We start from the raw sequence: 18441 nt of genomic DNA on the forward strand, positions 1-18441 counted from the left end.
CGGTGACTATAATGAGAATGGTAGATATCATCATCAAAAAACAGAACGGTAAAGAACTCACCACAGAAGAAATTCAATTTTTCGTGAACGGCTATACGGATGGGAGCATTCCTGATTACCAGGCAAGCGCACTTGCCATGGCGATTTTCTTTCAGGATATGAGTGACCGTGAACGTGCGGACTTAACGATGGCTATGGTGAACTCCGGTGAAACGATTGATCTTTCTGCCATTGAAGGAATTAAAGTCGACAAACACTCTACCGGCGGCGTCGGTGACACGACAACACTTGTTCTTGCTCCGCTTGTTGCAGCTCTTGGCGTGCCGGTTGCCAAAATGTCCGGCCGAGGCCTCGGCCATACGGGCGGGACGATTGATAAATTAGAGGCAATCGACGGCTTTCACGTGGAACTGACGAAGGATGAATTTATTAAGCTTGTGAACCGTGACAAGGTCGCTGTCATTGGACAAAGCGGCAACTTGACGCCGGCTGATAAAAAACTGTACGCGCTTCGTGATGTAACGGGAACGGTTAATTCCATCCCGCTGATCGCAAGTTCGATCATGAGTAAAAAAATCGCTGCCGGAGCGGACGCAATCGTGCTTGACGTAAAAACGGGGGCGGGCGCCTTCATGAAAACGGAAGAAGACGCGGCTGAACTCGCCAAAGCGATGGTTCGCATCGGAAATAACGTCGGCCGCCAAACCATGGCTGTTATTTCTGATATGTCCCAGCCGCTCGGCTTTGCGATCGGAAATGCGCTTGAAGTCAAAGAAGCGATTGACACACTCAAAGGTGAGGGGCCTGAGGATCTTCATGAGCTTGTCTTAACGCTCGGCAGCCAAATGGTTGTGCTTGCGAAAAAGGCCGAGACACTTGACGAGGCGAGAGCAAAGCTGGAAGAAGTCATGAAAAACGGCAAAGCGCTTGAGAAGTTCAAGGACTTCCTGAAAAACCAAGGCGGCGACAGCTCGATTGTTGACGATCCTTCTAAGCTTCCGCAAGCTGCATATCAAATGGATGTGCCTGCCAAAGAAGCGGGTGTCGTCTCCGAAATCGTTGCGGACGAAATCGGCGTCGCAGCGATGCTGTTAGGGGCCGGCCGCGCCACAAAAGAAGACGAAATCGATTTAGCCGTCGGCATCATGCTCCGCAAAAAGGTCGGCGACAAGGTAGAAAAAGGTGAACCGCTTGTCACGCTTTACGCCAATCGCGAAAACGTGGATGAAGTCATCGCGAAAGTATATGACAACATCCGCATTGCAGCAGAAGCGAAGGCGCCGAAGCTGATTCACACGTTAATTACAGAATAAAAATAAAGCACATCCCATCCTGAGTGGGGTGTGCTTTTTTGATTAAAGGATATGATCCATCTGATATTCTTCCTGGCTGCTTTTTTTTGCTCTTTCAAACTTTGATTTGAAGTAGAAGATGAGATAGCAAAGGATGATACAAGGAATTCCGCAGAAAAGTGCGATTCTTTGATTGGGATCAAAAGCAAGACCGATACAAGAAGCTGAGCATAATAAAAGAGCGGCTATAGGCATCAGAGGGTAAAGCGGTGTGCGAAATGTCAGATCTTTTACATTTCCTCCTTTTTTAAGAAATCTCTTGCGAAACAAGAGTTGGGACAGCGCAATGCTCATCCAAACCACGACTCCTGCAAATCCAGCAATTGCTACCATCACCACATAGACAGTTCCAGGCGCCACGATACTGGAAACGAGAGATAAACAGGATACGGCCATACTGATCATTAAGGCATTTAAGGGAATGCCTTTCGATGTGACTTTCTTAAAACGGGAGCTGATCATGTTTTCATTTGCCAACGACCACATCATGCGGGTTGAAGCATATAGGCCTGAATTGGCGACGGACAGCAAGGCTGTTAATATCACGAAATTCATAATATCTCCGGCGTAAGGGATTCCGATCTCTGCAAATACGGCTACAAACGGGCTTTCAATCACGCCTGCTTCCTTCCACGAAATTAACCCGGATAATACGAACACAGCGCCAATGAAAAAAATGACTGTCCTCCATGCGACATTACGGATGGATCGCGGAATATCCTTTTGAGGATTTGCTGATTCTCCTGCTGTGACTCCGATTAACTCTGTACCGGAAAAGGCAAAGCTCACAGATATCATGGCGATAAATACGGCGAGAAAGCCATTTGGAAACAATCCTCCATGATCTGTGAAATTTGACAGCATAGGTGCGTCGGCCGTCCCGTTTAATGAGATCAAGCCAAACATCGCGGCTCCCCCTAAAATGATAAATAAAATAATGGTGACAATCTTTACGCTGGAAAACCAAAATTCAGTTTCCGCAAATAACTTAACTGAAAATGCGTTGCATATAAAAAGAAGGGCTGCGAAAATCGCACTCCACATCCATACGCTGCTGTCAGGAAACCAGCGCTGCATGAGAATGCCGGATGCGGTAAACTCGGAACCTACCGTCACCACCCAATTCACCCAGTACATGATGCCGACCATAAAACCGGTAGATGGCCCGATGAATGTGGTGGCGTATTTTTGAAAAGAACCGGTCACCGGCATGGCGACCGATAATTCACCCAGACATTGCATAACGAGGTACATCATTAACCCGCCGATTAAATAAGCGAGTATCGTACCGCCGGGCCCGGCTTGGTTTAGCGTGTAACCCGTGCTGAGGAAAAGCCCTGTCCCAATGACGCCTCCCAAAGAGATCATAAATAAGTGCCTGCTTTTCATCGTGCGTTTTAGCTGTTGGCCGCTGTTCTCCTGAAGACTCACCGTCTCGTCCTCCTTTTAGCTGCCATCTTAGGCAGATGAGTTTCTTGTGCGCAAAGTACAACCTGCCAGAAGGTCATTAAACTGGGGAGAGTTTCATTCCTTTTAATGTGTGTAACAGAACATGAGCTGCGGCTCTGCTTGTCATATCCCGAAAATCGAGGGTAGGATCAACTTCAACGATTTCAATCCCGGCGACATTGGGCTGTTGTGCGATGTACTTGACTGCTTCGAGCAATTCGTCTGTATAAAGACCGCCCGGACCAATCGCTGGACAGCCCGGTGCATGGGACTGGTCTAAGACATCCATGTCAACAGATATAAAAATGGTATCTGCTCTCGCCTGAACAGCGGGCAGAATCTCTTTTACAGTCTGAATTAGTCCTTTTTCACGAATCATGTCCATCGTGTGAATGTTCACGTTATGTTTTTTTGCATATGCTTCATAGGCCTGGCTGTTGCTGAATTCTCTGATCCCCAGCTGGATCAAATGTTGACCTTCAATGATCTCTTCATCCAAAAGGCGGCGGAAGGGGGTGCCGTTTGTCGGCCCCCCGTCCTCCGTATTGCGAACATCGTGATGGGCATCAAATTGAATCACCGCTGTCGTTCCTTTTGTTTGTGCTATCGCTTTTATTGTGGAGTAGCTGATAGAGTTATCTCCCCCAAGTATGAGCGGCACCCAATCCGGATGATCCGAAAGCAGAGCGTGCATGGTTTGAAAAATGTGATGATGTGACTTTACGATATCAGTGACATGAATATCGATATCCCCCAGATCGTAAAGAAGATCTGATACGACATGTCCTCCAAGCTCCGCAGAATAGGCCGATGAATGTTTCAGGGCCTGGCGGATTGTTCCGGGTGCAAAGGAAGCGCCGGAATGACTGATGGAGGATTTTGATAGGGGAACACCTATCAATGCTGGCCCCTTAATGCCTTGGCCGTCCCATGTTGCGATCAGGTCACTCATTTTTGTCACATCCCGGTCTTTAAACGAAGAGCCTGCCTCTCTGAGAAAAGGGTATTTATCCAAGAATGGCTCCCTCCCTGTTGACAACAATAGTTCCGTTTTTCATGACTTGATGGACATGATTGACGCCGTAGTGATACGGAATATACATGTAATTCGAGGCTTGCCAAATGACTAGATCAGCTGAGCGGCCAGCTTTGAGCTGGCCGGCTTCTTCTCCTTTTCCTATGGCGTATGCGGCATTGACTGTGACCGCGTGCCATATTTCTTCCGCAGTCATTTTCAGATGAAGCGCGGCAATGGACATGATCAGCTGGATATTTTCAGTCGGCGAGCTGCCAGGATTAAAGTCCGTTGCCAAGCTGATACATACATCCTCATTAATCATGTCTCTAGCCCTGGCATACGTGTTTTTGCCAAGATAAAACGTCGTGCCTGGCAAGAGGACGGCGATCGTTCCTGCCTCAGCCAATTTCTTTATGCCTTCGTCTGAGGCACCTACCAAATGATCGGCTGAGACAGCCTTTAGCTCACCCGCTAATTCAGCTCCTCCAAGCGGATCAATTTCATCTGCGTGTATTTTTAAGCCGAAGCCCGCCTCAGCCGCTTTTTGTAAATAACGGCGGGATTGACTGACGGTAAAAACGCCTGTTTCTGTAAAAATATCTGCAAAGCTGGCGAGCTCCTGCTCTTTGATTTCCGGCAAAAGGGACAGCATTTGATCCAGAAATTGATATGGATCGTTTTGATATTCGGGAGGAATCGCATGGGCTCCCATAAATGTGGAGACAAGGTCAACAGGCTGAATTTCATGCAGTTTTTTTGCGACACGCAATTGCTTCAGCTCTGTTTCGTTTTCCAAGCCATAGCCGCTTTTCACTTCAGCCGTGGTTGTGCCATAGGACAGCATTCTTTGCAGGTGAAAATGGCCTTTTTGCAGCAGCTCTTCTTCTGAAGCTGCTCTGGTGTCCTTGACAGTAGAGAGAATCCCGCCCCCCTGCGCCAGAATATCTAAATATGAGATGCCCTGAAGCTTCAGATTCATCTCCTTTTCCCGAGATCCGCCAAATACAAGGTGGGTGTGCGGATCGACAAGGCCTGGCGTTACAAGCCGTCCCGAACAGTCAATGATTTCCTCTGCCTTGTAGCCGGCTTCAGCTCCTTTTTTTCCGGCGAACACAATCTTCTGTTCATGGATGCCGACAACAGCGTCTTCGATCACATGAAGATCCTGCATGCTTTTGCCTGCACGAGGGCCACTGCTTTCCATCGTCAAAAGCTGCCCAATGTTAATGAGAATCGTATCAATTTGTTTCGGCATGTCATCACTCCCTTATTTTTGCATCGGCACGATAATGTCTTGTTTTTTCGCTACTTCAATGGCACGTTCATAACCCGCATCCGCATGGCGGATAATGCCCATTCCTGGGTCGCTCGTTAAGACCCGCGCGAGCCGCTCGTCAGCCAGCTCACTTCCATCGGCAACGGCGACCATGCCGGCATGCAGGGAATAGCCCATTCCAACGCCGCCGCCATGGTGGAAGGAAACCCAGCTTGCACCCGCCGCCGTGTTCACAAGCGCATTGAGCACAGCCCAATCGCCGACAGCATCACTTCCGTCCTTCATCGCTTCTGTCTCCCGGTTTGGAGAGGCGACAGAACCGCAGTCCAAATGATCTCTTCCAATGACAACAGGGGCTTTTAGCTCCCCGCTTCTGACCAGCTCGTTAATGGCAAGGCCCATCTTTTTTCGTTCTCCGTATCCAAGCCAGCAAATACGGGACGGCAAGCCTTGGAACGTGACTTTTTCCTGTGCCATATCGATCCAGCGGTGAAGGGCTTTATTTGCCGGAAACAGTTCTTTTAATAACGCATCCGTACGGTAAATATCTGCCGGATCACCGGACAGCGCCGCCCAGCGGAATGGTCCTTTTCCTTCACAGAATAAGGGGCGGATGTAGGCAGGGACAAACCCCGGAAAATCGAAGGCATTCTCGAGCCCTTCATCCTTTGCGACTTGCCGGATATTGTTGCCGTAGTCAAATACAACAGAGCCCTTTTGTTGGAATGCCAGCATGGCTTCGACATGTTTTTTCATGCTTTTCTTCGCAAGGCGCACGTAAAGCTCTGGACTGTCTTGGCGCAAACGGTCAGCTTCCTCAAGTGAATAGCCCTCGGGAACATAACCGATTAACGGGTCATGGGCGGACGTCTGATCCGTCACGATATCAATTTTGACGCCTCGGTTCAAAAGTGTGTGATGGACCTCAGCCGCGTTTCCGAGAAGCGCGATAGATAGAGGTTTTCCTGCCTGCCTTGCATCTTCAGCCCACACTAAGGCTTCCTCAATCGAGGCTGTTTTTCGATCGCAGTATTTTGTTTCGATCCGCTTGTCGATGCGTGTCTCGTCAACCTCAACGGCTATGACGACGCCTTCATTCATCATGACAGAGAGCGGCTGGGCGCCTCCCATTCCGCCGAGACCGGCTGTCAGCGTCAATGTTCCTTTTAAGCTGCCTCCGAAGTGCTGTCGCGCGAGCTCAGCGAAGGTTTCATATGTTCCTTGCAATATGCCTTGTGAACCGATGTAAATCCAGCTCCCTGCCGTCATCTGTCCGTACATCATTAACCCTTTTTTCTCAAGCTCGTGGAAATGCTCCCAGTCTGCCCACTTCGGAACAAGAACAGAATTCGCTAAAAGCACGCGCGGGGCCTGCGGGTGTGTACGGAACATGCCAACCGGCTTTCCGGATTGCACGAGCAATGTCTCATCATGTTTTAGTGTTTTCAAGGATTGCTCAATGGCGTGAAAAGCGTCCCAGTCTCGTGCGGCTTTGCCAATCCCGCCATATACGATGAGGTCCTCCGGCTTCTCGGCGACTTCCGGATCAAGGTTGTTTCGAAGCATCCGAAGCACTGCCTCTTGCTCCCATCCTAAGCATTCAAGCTCTGTTCCTCTGTTGGCACGGATTGATTTTTTTACATCAGTCATATGTTCATCCCCCTTAGTTCTTCATTCTGATGATCAGGTATTAAAGATTCCTTCTTCAGCCAGTCAGTCAAGCGTTCAATGTCATAGGAAAAAACACGATCCTGCTGAATGGACGGCACGACTTTTCTCATTTCCTGAAAAAGCTGTTTCGTATAGGACGCTGCATGTTCTATGCCTCTGTATTCAACCGCCTGCAATGCGCAAATCGCTTCGATGGCAATGACCCTTCTTGTATTTGCAATCACCTGATAAGCATGCCGAGCGGCGATGGTTCCCATGCTGACATGGTCCTCTTGGTTGGCGGATGACGGAATAGAATCAACACTTGCAGGATGGGCCAGTGTTTTATTTTCAGAAACGAGTGAGGCTGCGGCATACTGCATGATCATCGCACCGGATTGCAGTCCGGGATGAGGGCTCAGGAACGGCGGCAGGTCATTCAGTTGCGGATTCACAAGGCGTTCGATCCTGCGCTCTGCGATATTCGCAAGCTCTGATATTGCGATTTTCAGAAAGTCCATGGCAAAGGCAATCGGCTGTCCGTGAAAGTTTCCGCCGGAAATCACTTTGTCACCGTCATTGAAAATAAGAGGATTGTCTGTAGCTGCATTCATTTCAATCTCTAATTTTTCTTTGACATAGCCTAGTGTCTGCCAAGTCGCACCGTGTACCTGCGGAATACAGCGCAATGAATAGGCATCCTGAACCCGCAGTTCTCCTTGGGAGGTTGTCAGGCCGCTGTCAGACAGATAGAAGCGAATTCGTTCTGCGACATCGATCTGCTCCTGATAGCCGCGGGCCGAGTGAATATCCTCGTCAAATGCATCGATAATTCCCCGAAGCCCTTCAATCGTTAGGCTGGCAATGCGCTCTGTTTGATAGGCTAGTTTCTCAGCTTCAATGTAGGCAACCACTCCCATTGCAGTCATAGCCTGAGTTCCGTTTATCAAGGCAAGCCCTTCCTTGGATGTCAAAGTTGCCGGCTGAATACCGGCTTTTTTCAAGCCCGTCATTGCCGGCATTCTTTCCCCCTCAAAAAAGACTTCTCCCTGCCCGATCAGCGCAAGAGCCAGATGGGAAAGCGGCGCTAGATCTCCGCTTGCGCCAAGTGATCCCTGCTGGGGGATGACAGGATGGACGCGTTTATTTAAGAGGGCAAGCAATTGTTCGATCAGCTCAGCGCGTACACCGGAAAAGCCTTTTAACAGGGCATTGGCGCGCAAAAGCAGCATTGCCCTGGAAACACACTCAGGAAAAGGGTCACCGACTCCGCAGGCATGAGAAAGGATTAAATTCAGCTGCAGCGCCTCCGAATCTTCTTTCTGAATCAGGACATCACTGAATTTGCCAAATCCGGTGGTGATGCCGTAAATTGTCTTTTCCTCGTGTACAATCCGTTCCACAGCCGCTCTGCTTTTTTTCACGCGCTCCATACTTTCCTCGGAAGCCGCTGCCTCTTCAAAATCAAACAGCACACGAGCGACATCGGCTGTTGTCAATGAAGAACCGTCTAAAGTCACCATAAGCCCAACTCCTTTGTCTTTACTTTGGTAAAGCGCCCATACAAAAAGGGGCTATGCTGTGAACATCTGTTTTCACGCATAGCCCCCTATCGCCTAAGATCTATGGGCTGTTTCATATGTGATTAATTCCAACACCGAATGTCTCGTGCTCAAGACCTTTAATCGGTGCCCCGATTGTTCCGTAAAGCGAGACAGCAATCCAATCGCCTTCCGCTTCACTTTCATAAGGATTTCCTCTCAAAACGGCAAACCTCAAGCCCACCGTCCGAAGCAGCGATCCCAGCAGCATTTCACCCCTGGTCACGCCATGCAAAGCCTCCATCGTCGCATGATAAAGCGCATGTGACTCTCGATAACCCTCAGATTGAATGACACCGCTCTTTTTGGAAGCGGTTTCAATTGCGGCTACTACTTTATGCGCGTCCATTGATCCTACCTTGCCGAGACAGACCTTCCAGCCGTCTCGCTCCAGCTCCTCAACCTGCGTACTCTCTTCCGCCTCATTCAGCAGCAGGAGAACAGACAGCCGTCCGATCCGGCGCTCTTTATGCAGTGTCATATGAATCACTCAATTCCTAAAAATTCTGATAACTATTAACTGAGTATTATATTAATTGTTCCCGAATCAGAAGTCAAAAGATTTTTTACATTCTTTAACAAGTTAGATTGCTATTGTAATAGCGCGACGCAGAAAGCAGCACATTGCACACGAATACCCAGACAGGAGTGCAAGCGGCCGCTGTCATATTGCTGACAATGAGGGCAAAATGTCCAGAAGAGGCGTAGTTGCCGGAGAAAAGTCGACGACTTTACAAGACCGGACAAAGCGTTCATTACGTACGCAAATGAAGAAACAGAAGTAATTGAAGAAGGAGAAACGGCAAAAGGGTTGAACTATGAAGTAGAGGATATGCAGCAGCAGTCCTGCACCAAACAGACAGACATCAGTCTAACTATGTAAGAGAACAATGAGAAATCACCTATCTGTTTGAATATGAAAACATTCGGCTGTTTTAATAGGCCGTGGTTTCTTCATAGAGAAATGTAAGCGTTTAAAATTTAATAAAAAAGAGAGGCGAATTGTTTAGATGTTCAACCGATTGTTCCGTGTATGTTTTCTTGCAGCTCTTATCATGGCCTTCACCCTCCCAAACTCCGCCAATGCACAAAAACCTGTATTTAAAGAAGTCAGCGTCCATGACCCTTCCATCATTGAAACAAATGGCACCTTTTATGTTTTTGGATCTCATCTCGCTTCAGCAAAAACAAATGACCTCATGCAATGGAAGCAGCTGACCACTAGCGTTAGCAACAATAATCCTCTGATTCCGAATGTCTACGAAGAATTAAAAGATACCTTTGAATGGGCGCAATCCGAAACCCTGTGGGCGGCTGACGTTACGCAGCTGGCGGACGGCAAATACTACATGTACTACAACGCATGCCGCGGCGACTCACCAAGATCCGCCATGGGTGTTGCCGTTGCTGACAACATCGAAGGCCCATACAAAAACAAAGGCATCTTTTTGAAATCAGGAATGGAAGGCACAAGCAGCGATGGAACACCGTATGACGCAACCAAACACCCGAATGTCGTCGACCCGCATACCTTCTTTGATAAAGACGGAAAGCTGTGGATGGTGTACGGATCATACTCAGGCGGCATTTTCATACTTGAAATGAATCCAAAAACGGGCTTCCCGCTTCCTGGGCAGGGATACGGGAAAAAACTGCTCGGCGGCAACCACAGCAGAATCGAAGGCCCGTATGTTCTCTACAATCCAGACACCCAATACTACTACTTATACCTATCATATGGCGGTCTCGATGCAACAGGCGGCTATAACATCCGTGTGGCCCGCTCCAAGAAACCAGACGGCCCTTACTATGATGCGGAAGGCAACCCAATGCTTGACGTCCGCGGCAAAGAAGGCACATTCTTCGACGACCGTTCCATCGAACCATACGGCGTCAAACTCATGGGCAGCTACACTTTTGAAACAGAAAATGAAAAAGGCACCGGGTACGTCTCACCAGGCCACAACTCCGCATACTATGACGAAAAAACCGGGCGTTCCTATTTAATCTTCCACACCCGCTTCCCGGGCAGGGGTGAAGAACACGAAGTCAGAGTCCACCAATTGTTCATGAACAAAGACGGCTGGCCGGTAACAGCGCCATATCGTTATGCAGGCGAAACACTGAAAGAAGTAAAACAAAAAGACATTACAGGAACATACAAAGTCATCCTGCATGGAAAAGATATCTCAGCCGACATCAAACAAACCATCAACATCCAGCTCAACAAAAATCATACCATTTCCGGGGAAATGACCGGAACATGGAAGAAAACCGGAAAAAATACAGCCGACATCACGTTAGCGGGCAAGAAGTATAACGGGGTATTTTTACGCCAGTGGGATTCGGTGAGAGAGAAGAACGTCATGACGTTTAGTGTGTTGAATGGCAACGGTGAGGCTGTATGGGGATCTAAATAAGATGGAGAAGCGCCTTCTCTAGAAGGCGCTTTTTTATGAGCTTTATTGACTATAAGAAATGGTTGAGCGAGAGAAAAAACAGAAGTGATAGCGGGGTTCAAGACCTAAACGAAAAGTCCCCATTATGATGATTCTCCCTCTTACAAAGTTATGAAATCGAATTTTTAGCTATTTAGAACCGGGATAACGTTCCTCAAGACAATCCTTTTTACCTATTTATCCAATATGACCCATCATGTAATATGAAAATAGTCTGTATTGTAAAGAATTGACACAGTTTGATAGAAACACGAGGTGTTGCGGCATGCATAGTGAAATGTTGTTACATTCGGTAAAAGCCGACTTACATGAAAAACAGGAACAGATCCATCAGTTAAAACGAGTGCTGCACGAAATCAGGCAAATCAAACACGAATTCTCCGAGGCCCAGCATCTCATTCACCGGCCTCATCTTAACCGGGAGGCATGGAGAGGAACACATGCTCAGCGGTTTGAAGATATTCGTGAAGGAATGAACAAAGCATATCAGCAAATCAAAAGCGATCAAGTCAGCGGAATCATCGAAAGCATAGAAGGAAAAATCCACTCATTAGAGGGCGATGTCTATTCTATAAGACGCCAAATTACGAGGATAGAGCATGAAATAGAGAAGGAAAAACATAAAAAGTGAGGTGAGCACAAATGGCACAGGAAATTAAAATGGTGTATGGCACAGTGAAGCAAGGGCTTTCTCAGCTCAAGAATTCAGCTGAACTCAAGTCCTCCTTGCCCGGCCATCTCTCAGGCAGAAACCATTTGAATGTTGTGAAGTCCATCGAGCAATTAAATAAGGAAATCAAAGAGCTCACTGAAGCATATGCGTCTGTTCTGGCCAAGCATATCGCACAAACGGAAAGCGCGGTAAACGCCATGAAGGAAACGGACGAAAACATATCATCTTCCATGAAATAAAGCGCGGGAGGACAAGGGATTGAAAACATTAGATGTCCACGCTCTTCACGAGGGCATTCAGCATACGATTGAGAAACTGGACAAGCAAAAACAACAGCTGGAGAAGCTGGAAAAAAGCGTTGAGCATCTGGCAGGCATGAAGGATGCGCTGAAAGGAAAAGGCGGAGATGCCATCCGGACCTTTTACGAGGAGTGCCACAAGCCTTTTCTCCTTTTCTTTGGCATGTTTATCGACGAATACAAAAAAGTGCTGAAACAAACACAGCATGCGATTTCCTCTGTAGAATCTGACTCCCACGGCATGATCGCAGAGGCTTTTCTCTCACACGATGCGAGACATGGGGTCAAGCATGCACGAGAAGTGACAGAGCAGCTCACTGACGCAGTCAATCGCCAGACATCAGCCATAGATCACATCGTCAGCCTGCCGACAGTCAATGATACCTTTTTCCGAATGGAAACAGAACAGGCTGAGCGACTGATTTCAGACACCCTGAATAAGCTCTTTCAATTTGACGGCCATCAAACTCAAGCACTAGAAACCGCAAAATCAGATTTTCAAACGATGAAAAAATATATAGACCAGCTCGAAACCATGTATACCGGTCCGAAAATTGAAATCACAGGCTACAAAAGCGGCTCTATCCTGAAATCACAGGAAGAAGAAAACATCAACCAAACCTTCGGCGCGATTAACCCACAAATGAAGCAGGCGGATGATTCACCGATGGAGATGATGATTGAGAAGCTAAAAGATAAAATTAGCAACAAAGCTAGTCATATAAAAAAAGACAAAGGCAACACAAACAACATTCAAACAACAATTTTTACTGCAAAAAGAGACATAGGTGATTATAACGAAACGATAAACAGTCCTGAAATCCAAAGTATAGCTGGGAACAGGGATGAAAATATCCTTGATTTATATAAAAAATTTATGGACTATCGTGTTAAAATTAAAGAAGAAAGAAACGGAATCCTTGGTTTCTATGGAACAGGAAATATTTCAGGACTTTTTGAAATTAGTGATGAACAATTAGTTAATACAAAAATTGATATGAGCCTTTTTGATACGAATAAGGCTATAAAGGATAAAAACAAAAAAGAAAAAGTTAAAAAAATTAAGAAATCGGAAACTTATTTTACTGCTTTGGGAGGGAGTGCAGAATTTTCGATTCCGAGATTTTCTAATGTTTTTAATACTTTATTATCTGGTGATATGATTGGCGGTTCTGCTGAACTTAATGGTATTAATGCAGTGATTAACCATGAAAAATCGCCACTTGCTCTTGAATTTAAATTACTTCATGCAGGGGTAGAGGCGAATGTTTCGAATACTGGAGGAGGTCTAGGAGGATCGGCTAGCGTATCTGAAGTAGGAGTAACTGCGTCCCCTCTAAATTGGTTTGGTTATGAGCCTTTAGAAGAATGGTTTGGAATAGAAAATAAAAATCCGTACATCGGTGTAGGGTTTTCTATAGGAAGTTTAGGATTAGGCGCTTCGGCTAACGAGGGTTTTGAAGTTTATATAGCTGATGGAGTTGGAATTTCATTTAAGGCAGGTATAGAGGATGAGGATAAGGAAGATGAATGAAGACTTTTTATTAAGAAAAATAAATGAAGCATTATTGATAATGCAGATTGTTTTCCCTATAGCTGGTATATTTCTTACCATAATGACAATTTGGTTAGCAAATACAAATCAAGTTAACGATATAGAGTTATATGTTATTGCTGGTTTTTCATATGGTGTATTTTTCTTTTTGTTCCCATTTGGAATTTATATTTTTAGAAAAAAAATACTGCTTAAAAAGTTAAAAAAATAATCCTTAGGAGTATATAGAAATGAGTCGGATTAGAAATTGGTTTCCAATAGGAACTATAGTAAAGTTAAAAAATATGAAAAAACTTGTAATGGTTTTCGGTAGACATCAGATACAGTCATCCAGTGGAAAGGAATTTGATTATGTCGCAGTCCCATATCCAGAAGGGAACATTAGTGAAAACTTCAATGTGTTCTTTGATGAAGAAATGATAGAAAAGATAATTTATGAGGGATATACTGATAATGAAGACCAATTGTTAAGAGATAAGTTAAATGAAATTATAGAGGAGGAAAAATAGATGGAGGAATTCTGGAAGAAATTCAGAAAAAAAATCATGTTTTTTTTCTCCCTATTTTTACTTTTTACATGGACTCTTGCTATTTTATTAATAGAGGGATTTTCAATTAAAGAGAAATTAATAATGTATGCAATTGGATTAATTATGATAATTTTTTGTTTAGTGTTAGGTTATATAGTAACAAATAAAATGCTCAATAGAAAATAAATTTTTCCCCTCCAAAGAAGTGTCTTTGGAGTTTTTTTATAAAACAGAACAGGCTGAGCGACTGATTTCAGACACCCTGAATAAGCTCTTTCAATTTGACGGCCAGCAAACCCAAGCACTAGAAACCGCAAAATCAGATTTACAAACGATGAAAAAATATATAGACCAGCTCGAAACCATGTACACCGGTCCGAAAATTGAAATCACAGGCTACAAAAGCGGCTCTATCCTGAAATCACAGGAAGAAGAAAACATCAACCAAACCTTCGGCGCGATTAACCCGCAAATGAAGCAGGCGGATGATTCTCCGATGGAGATGATGCTGAAGAAGCTAGGGAAACATAAGCAGTCCAACGTTGATACCGTGATGAAGGATGACAAACAACAGAAGATCGAGCGCGAGATTCATGCTGATGACAGTAATTTAACTGTATTAAAGAAAGAAGCAGCAGCCCACCCGAAAGTCTATGGAGACATACGGGTGATAAATGATAAACTATATAATCATAAAGGATTGAAAAAGATAGATACGATAGAAGTGATTGACGAACTAACTCGCGATACTGCAAACATCGACTACGTCGGCGGTAAATATTATGTATATGAAAACGGCCAGATCGTAAGAGAATTCTACGCTGGAGGGAAAAAGCGGCTAGAAGAAGTGTCTTACATACCAGAGGATAAAGTAGGCGGAGCTAAGCCACTTGATTCATTTCTTGCCGGAACGCAGTATGAATTTGTTGAGTGGGTAAGTCCTCAGGGCGCTATTAAAAAATTGGCGGTTCGAGGCGGGAAGCGTGTTGTCACAGATGTGGCTAAGCATATTGCGGAGAAAGATATAAAGGGAGATGTAAAGAAGAAAACTTCTAAGGGTAGCGTTAATAGTAAGTGGTGGCATCCCGGATATGTAGATAATTTAAGCTCTTCCCAAACTGTTATAGGAATAAAAAATTCACCCAAAGGTTTATCAACCCTTGGTAGTTCAACACGTCAGAATGCACTAGATGCAGGAAAAGGATGGGTTGGTGAAGGAGCAGAAAAAATGTATGATAAAGCAGGAAATTTTTTAGGATACAAAAGTGTAGATAAAATGAGAGCTTTTAGATTGCAATATAAACCAAAAGAAAAAATGTGGAGAGCAAACTTTACTGAGAATGAGATTACAGTTGTAGGATCAAAAACAGAATTAAGAAACGTACATGTTGATATTTTAGATTAAAAGGTGGGATATAATTATGTTAGAAATTAAAGCTTTAACTAAGGATTATGAAAATTGGGGTGAAGACGCTGATGATTTCTACGTTTCATTTGAACTTGACGTAGGATTACACGATATACCAGGTGCTTCTGATTTGTTTACTTTTAACGTTCTTAGCCCTAAAAGATTGGATAAGATACTTGAAAGTACTGAAATTGAATTAGGCCATGGATATTTCATAATGAGAGATTTTAATATAAAAACTGTCAATTCTACTGTAGAGACTATTATGAATAAATGTAAAGACGATGATTATGATAAGTATATGAATAATTTATCTCAATATTTTAAATTACAAGGATAACACCAAAAGAGTTGTTGGCACAGAAACACATTCTTATAGTTATAATAAAAGAATATGAAGATATCGAAACTGAGATCTATATCGGACTTAATACAAATGTTATATGATAATTTAAGATAAAATAACTAAGAGTTTTTCAAGTTAGAAGATATTCCTGATTATAAATATCTCACTTCAAACTATATTTTAATTGAATAGTTTTCAGGGCCTTACGGTTTTCTTCCTAGTAGACCCCAGCTTTAGAGTAGTAACTGTTTTACCTTGATTGGCAAAGTGCCAATCAAGGCTTTTTTAAATAACTTTTGGGTGGACAAAGCAAGTCCTATCCTGAGTTTTAAAAAACTCAAAATAATAAGTGAGGGGTTTTATTAAAAACTGAATTCGATGAAACTAGCAAAGAAGATAAAGCCTTGATTGTGGACTATCACTTTCGAGTTTTGGGTGATGAGATAAATCTTTAGAGTAGAAATTAGCGAGATGTAGCGAAACTAAGCTTAAAAACAGGTCGAGAAAGTTATTGATTTAGTATTAGAAAAAAGAGTAAATCAAGAAGCTCATATCTATTTTGTAGGCGAATTTTTAAATGATAAAGAGAACATAGACATACTTTTGTAAAAGAAGTTTTGCGTGTATATTCTGAAACCAATCTAGTTGAAAGCTATCATGAACCTATTGTGGTAGAGCTAGATACATTAGAAATAATGTTATTTAAATAGTAAAATACTAATTCAAAAACCGAAAATGAAAGCGTTGACATCCCGCAAATCTAGTGCTAAAGTATACCTACAAACAAATAAAGCGACCCGTCAGGATTGTTACTGCGAAAGCAGGCAAAACCTAAATGGTGCAGATGGAGGAGACTCTCGCAATCTGTGCCATTTAGGTTTTTTTTATTCTCTTTTAGGAGGTGATGCGGCATTTGATAGAAAAAAAGCTGGATGAAAGGCGGCCACCTTTCATCCAGCAGTCCCCCCATAAAAAGGAGGTATACACATGGATTATGATAAATTATCGAAAGACATATTACAACTCGTAGGCGGTGAAGAAAACGTTCAGCGCGTGATTCACTGCATGACGAGGCTGCGTTTTAATCTTCATGACAACGCGAAGGCGGATCGAAGCCAATTGGAGCAGCTGCCGGGGGTGATGGGCACCAATATCAGCGGCGAGCAGTTTCAAATCATTATCGGAAACGATGTGCCGAAGGTGTATCAGGCGATTGTGCGGCAGAGCAATCTCAGTGATGAAAAGAGCGCTGGTTCATCCTCTCAGAAAAAGAATGTGCTGAGTGCGGTTTTTGATGTGATTTCTGGTGTGTTTACCCCGATTCTGCCTGCGATTGCGGGAGCGGGGATGATCAAAGGGCTTGTTGCGCTGGCGGTTACGTTTGGCTGGATGGCGGAGAAGAGCCAGGTTCATGTCATTTTGACGGCTGTCGGGGACGGCGCGTTCTATTTCCTGCCGCTCCTGCTTGCGATGAGTGCGGCCAGAAAATTCGGAAGCAATCCGTACGTAGCGGCTGCCATTGCGGCGGCGATTCTCCATCCGGATTTGACAGCCCTGCTCGGTGCGGGGAAACCGATTTCCTTTATCGGGCTTCCTGTAACCGCTGCGACTTATTCGTCAACCGTTATTCCGATTTTGCTGGCGATTTGGATTGCCTCGTACGTAGAAAAATGGATTGACCGTTTCACACACGCGTCTCTCAAATTGATTGTGGTTCCAACATTCACATTATTGATTGTCGTGCCGCTGACATTGATTACAGTCGGTCCGCTTGGCGCTATTTTAGGAGAATACTTGTCTGCTGGCGTCAATTATTTGTTTGATCATGCAGGGCTTGTGGCGATGATTTTGCTGGCGGGTACATTCTCTTTAATCATTATGACAGGCATGCACTATGCTTTTGTGCCGATCATGATCAACAACATCGCTCAAAACGGCCATGATTATTTACTGCCGGCCATGTTTTTGGCGAATATGGGGCAGGCTGGGGCATCATTTGCCGTCTTCCTTCGCTCCAGAAACAAAAGATTTAAATCACTTGCGCTTACCACAAGCATTACGGCGCTGATGGGAATTACAGAACCTGCGATGTACGGCGTGAATATGCGATTAAAAAAGCCGTTTGCAGCCGCTTTGATTGGCGGTGCAGCCGGCGGCGCGTTTTACGGCATGACGGGTGTTGCTTCCTATATCGTCGGAGGGAATGCAGGCCTGCCGAGCATCCCTGTCTTTATTGGCCCAACGTTTATTTACGCGATGATCGGTCTTGTGATTGCATTTGCGGCGGGAACAGCAGCTGCGTATTTGCTTGGATTCGAGGATGTGCCTTCTGACGGCAGCCAGCAGCCGGCAGTGCATGAAGGCAGCAGAGAGATCATTCACAGCCCGATTAAGGGAGAAGTGAAAGCATTAAGTGAAGTCAAAGACGGAGTGTTTTCTGCCGGGATCATGGGAAAAGGATTCGCCATTGAGCCTGAAGAAGGAGAAGTTGTGTCGCCTGTTCGTGGAAGCGTTACCACCATTTTTAAAACAAAACACGCAATTGGCATTACGAGTGATCAGGGAGCTGAAATACTCATACACATTGGATTGGACACGGTGAAGCTGGAAGGACAATGGTTCACGGCTCACGTCAAAGAAGGCGACAAGGTCGCACCGGGAGATCGGCTTGTGTCCTTTGATCTGGAACAAATTAAAGCCGCGGGATATGACGTCATTACCCCGGTGATCGTGACCAACACTGACCAATATTCGTTTTCGCCGGTGAAAGAAATCGGCAAAGTGCAGACAAAAGAAGCGCTGCTTGCTTTATCCTAAAAAACTGA

General features: G+C 44.9%; 15 protein-coding genes and 3 pseudogenes. 12 read left to right on the forward strand and 6 right to left on the reverse strand.

The window, feature by feature from the left end; genetic code table 11:
- The first annotated feature begins 11 nt into the window (after nucleotides 1–11).
- On the forward strand, nucleotides 12–1313 hold the full coding sequence (locus tag MOB98_RS03290; RefSeq protein WP_268360389.1) for a pyrimidine-nucleoside phosphorylase: 1302 nt from the start codon (nucleotides 12–14) through the stop codon (nucleotides 1311–1313).
- 42 nt (nucleotides 1314–1355) lie between these two features.
- Here MOB98_RS03290 and MOB98_RS03295 read toward each other — a convergent pair whose 3' ends face one another.
- From MOB98_RS03295 to hutP, 6 genes are all read right to left on the reverse strand, one after another.
- On the reverse strand, nucleotides 1356–2783 hold the full coding sequence (locus tag MOB98_RS03295; protein ID WP_268360390.1) for an amino acid permease: 1428 nt from the start codon (nucleotides 2781–2783) through the stop codon (nucleotides 1356–1358).
- 76 nt (nucleotides 2784–2859) lie between these two features.
- Nucleotides 2860–3816, reverse strand: coding sequence for a formimidoylglutamase (gene hutG, locus MOB98_RS03300; RefSeq protein WP_268360391.1), 957 nt, complete (start codon nucleotides 3814–3816; stop codon nucleotides 2860–2862).
- Nucleotides 3809–5074 (reverse strand): imidazolonepropionase, encoded by a 1266-nt coding sequence (gene hutI, locus MOB98_RS03305; protein WP_268360392.1) that lies wholly within the window; start codon nucleotides 5072–5074, stop codon nucleotides 3809–3811. The genes hutG and hutI overlap by 8 nt, the downstream gene beginning before the upstream one ends.
- A gap of 12 nt (nucleotides 5075–5086) precedes the next feature.
- Nucleotides 5087–6745 carry a urocanate hydratase gene (gene hutU / locus MOB98_RS03310; protein ID WP_268360393.1) on the reverse strand — a complete coding sequence of 553 codons (1659 nt, stop codon included), beginning with the start codon at nucleotides 6743–6745 and terminating at the stop codon, nucleotides 5087–5089.
- A complete protein-coding gene (gene hutH, locus MOB98_RS03315; RefSeq protein ID WP_268360394.1) occupies nucleotides 6742–8268 on the reverse strand; it encodes a histidine ammonia-lyase in 1527 nt (508 codons plus the stop codon). The genes hutU and hutH overlap by 4 nt, the downstream gene beginning before the upstream one ends.
- Before the next feature lie 112 nt (nucleotides 8269–8380).
- Nucleotides 8381–8827: a hut operon transcriptional regulator HutP gene (hutP, locus tag MOB98_RS03320; RefSeq protein ID WP_003243875.1), complete on the reverse strand. Its 447-nt coding sequence runs from the start codon at nucleotides 8825–8827 to the stop codon at nucleotides 8381–8383.
- Between the two features lie 300 nt (nucleotides 8828–9127).
- On the opposite strand from hutP, the pseudogene MOB98_RS20870 reads away from it, so the two are divergent.
- From MOB98_RS20870 to bglP, 11 genes and pseudogenes are all read left to right on the forward strand, one after another.
- Nucleotides 9128–9221, forward strand: a pseudogene (locus tag MOB98_RS20870) (hypothetical protein); the annotation flags it as partial.
- A gap of 135 nt (nucleotides 9222–9356) precedes the next feature.
- Nucleotides 9357–10766: an arabinan endo-1,5-alpha-L-arabinosidase AbnB gene (gene abnB / locus MOB98_RS03325; protein WP_268360395.1), complete on the forward strand. Its 1410-nt coding sequence runs from the start codon at nucleotides 9357–9359 to the stop codon at nucleotides 10764–10766.
- 304 nt (nucleotides 10767–11070) lie between these two features.
- Nucleotides 11071–11436, forward strand: a complete 366-nt coding sequence (locus MOB98_RS03330) for a YwqH-like family protein (RefSeq protein WP_003218945.1) — start codon at nucleotides 11071–11073, stop codon at nucleotides 11434–11436.
- Between the two features lie 11 nt (nucleotides 11437–11447).
- Nucleotides 11448–11717: a YwqI/YxiC family protein gene (locus MOB98_RS03335; RefSeq protein WP_087961391.1), complete on the forward strand. Its 270-nt coding sequence runs from the start codon at nucleotides 11448–11450 to the stop codon at nucleotides 11715–11717.
- Nucleotides 11718–11736: 19 nt separating this feature from the next.
- Nucleotides 11737–12469: pseudogene (locus MOB98_RS03340) on the forward strand (ribonuclease YeeF family protein); the annotation flags it as partial.
- Between the two features lie 834 nt (nucleotides 12470–13303).
- Nucleotides 13304–13543 carry a hypothetical protein gene (locus tag MOB98_RS03345; protein ID WP_268360396.1) on the forward strand — a complete coding sequence of 80 codons (240 nt, stop codon included), beginning with the start codon at nucleotides 13304–13306 and terminating at the stop codon, nucleotides 13541–13543.
- Nucleotides 13544–13562: 19 nt separating this feature from the next.
- Complete coding sequence (locus tag MOB98_RS03350) at nucleotides 13563–13841, forward strand: DUF4176 domain-containing protein (protein WP_268360397.1); 279 nt, start codon at nucleotides 13563–13565, stop codon at nucleotides 13839–13841.
- Nucleotides 13842–14048, forward strand: coding sequence for a hypothetical protein (locus MOB98_RS03355; RefSeq protein ID WP_041850331.1), 207 nt, complete (start codon nucleotides 13842–13844; stop codon nucleotides 14046–14048). It abuts the gene before it with no gap.
- A 31-nt stretch (nucleotides 14049–14079) separates the two neighbouring features.
- A pseudogene (locus MOB98_RS03360) lies at nucleotides 14080–15267 on the forward strand (T7SS effector LXG polymorphic toxin); the annotation flags it as partial.
- Nucleotides 15268–15283: 16 nt separating this feature from the next.
- Entirely contained in the window at nucleotides 15284–15610 is a 327-nt protein-coding gene (locus tag MOB98_RS03365) for an Imm8 family immunity protein (protein ID WP_268360398.1), read from the forward strand.
- A gap of 993 nt (nucleotides 15611–16603) precedes the next feature.
- Nucleotides 16604–18433, forward strand: a complete 1830-nt coding sequence (gene bglP / locus MOB98_RS03370; RefSeq protein ID WP_268360399.1) for a PTS beta-glucoside transporter subunit IIABC — start codon at nucleotides 16604–16606, stop codon at nucleotides 18431–18433.
- The last annotated feature ends 8 nt before the right edge of the window (nucleotides 18434–18441 follow it).

Origin of the sequence: Bacillus sp. N13C7, assembly GCF_026790065.1 — a bacterium.
In the GTDB taxonomy this organism is placed as follows: Bacteria; Bacillota; Bacilli; order Bacillales; family Bacillaceae; genus Bacillus.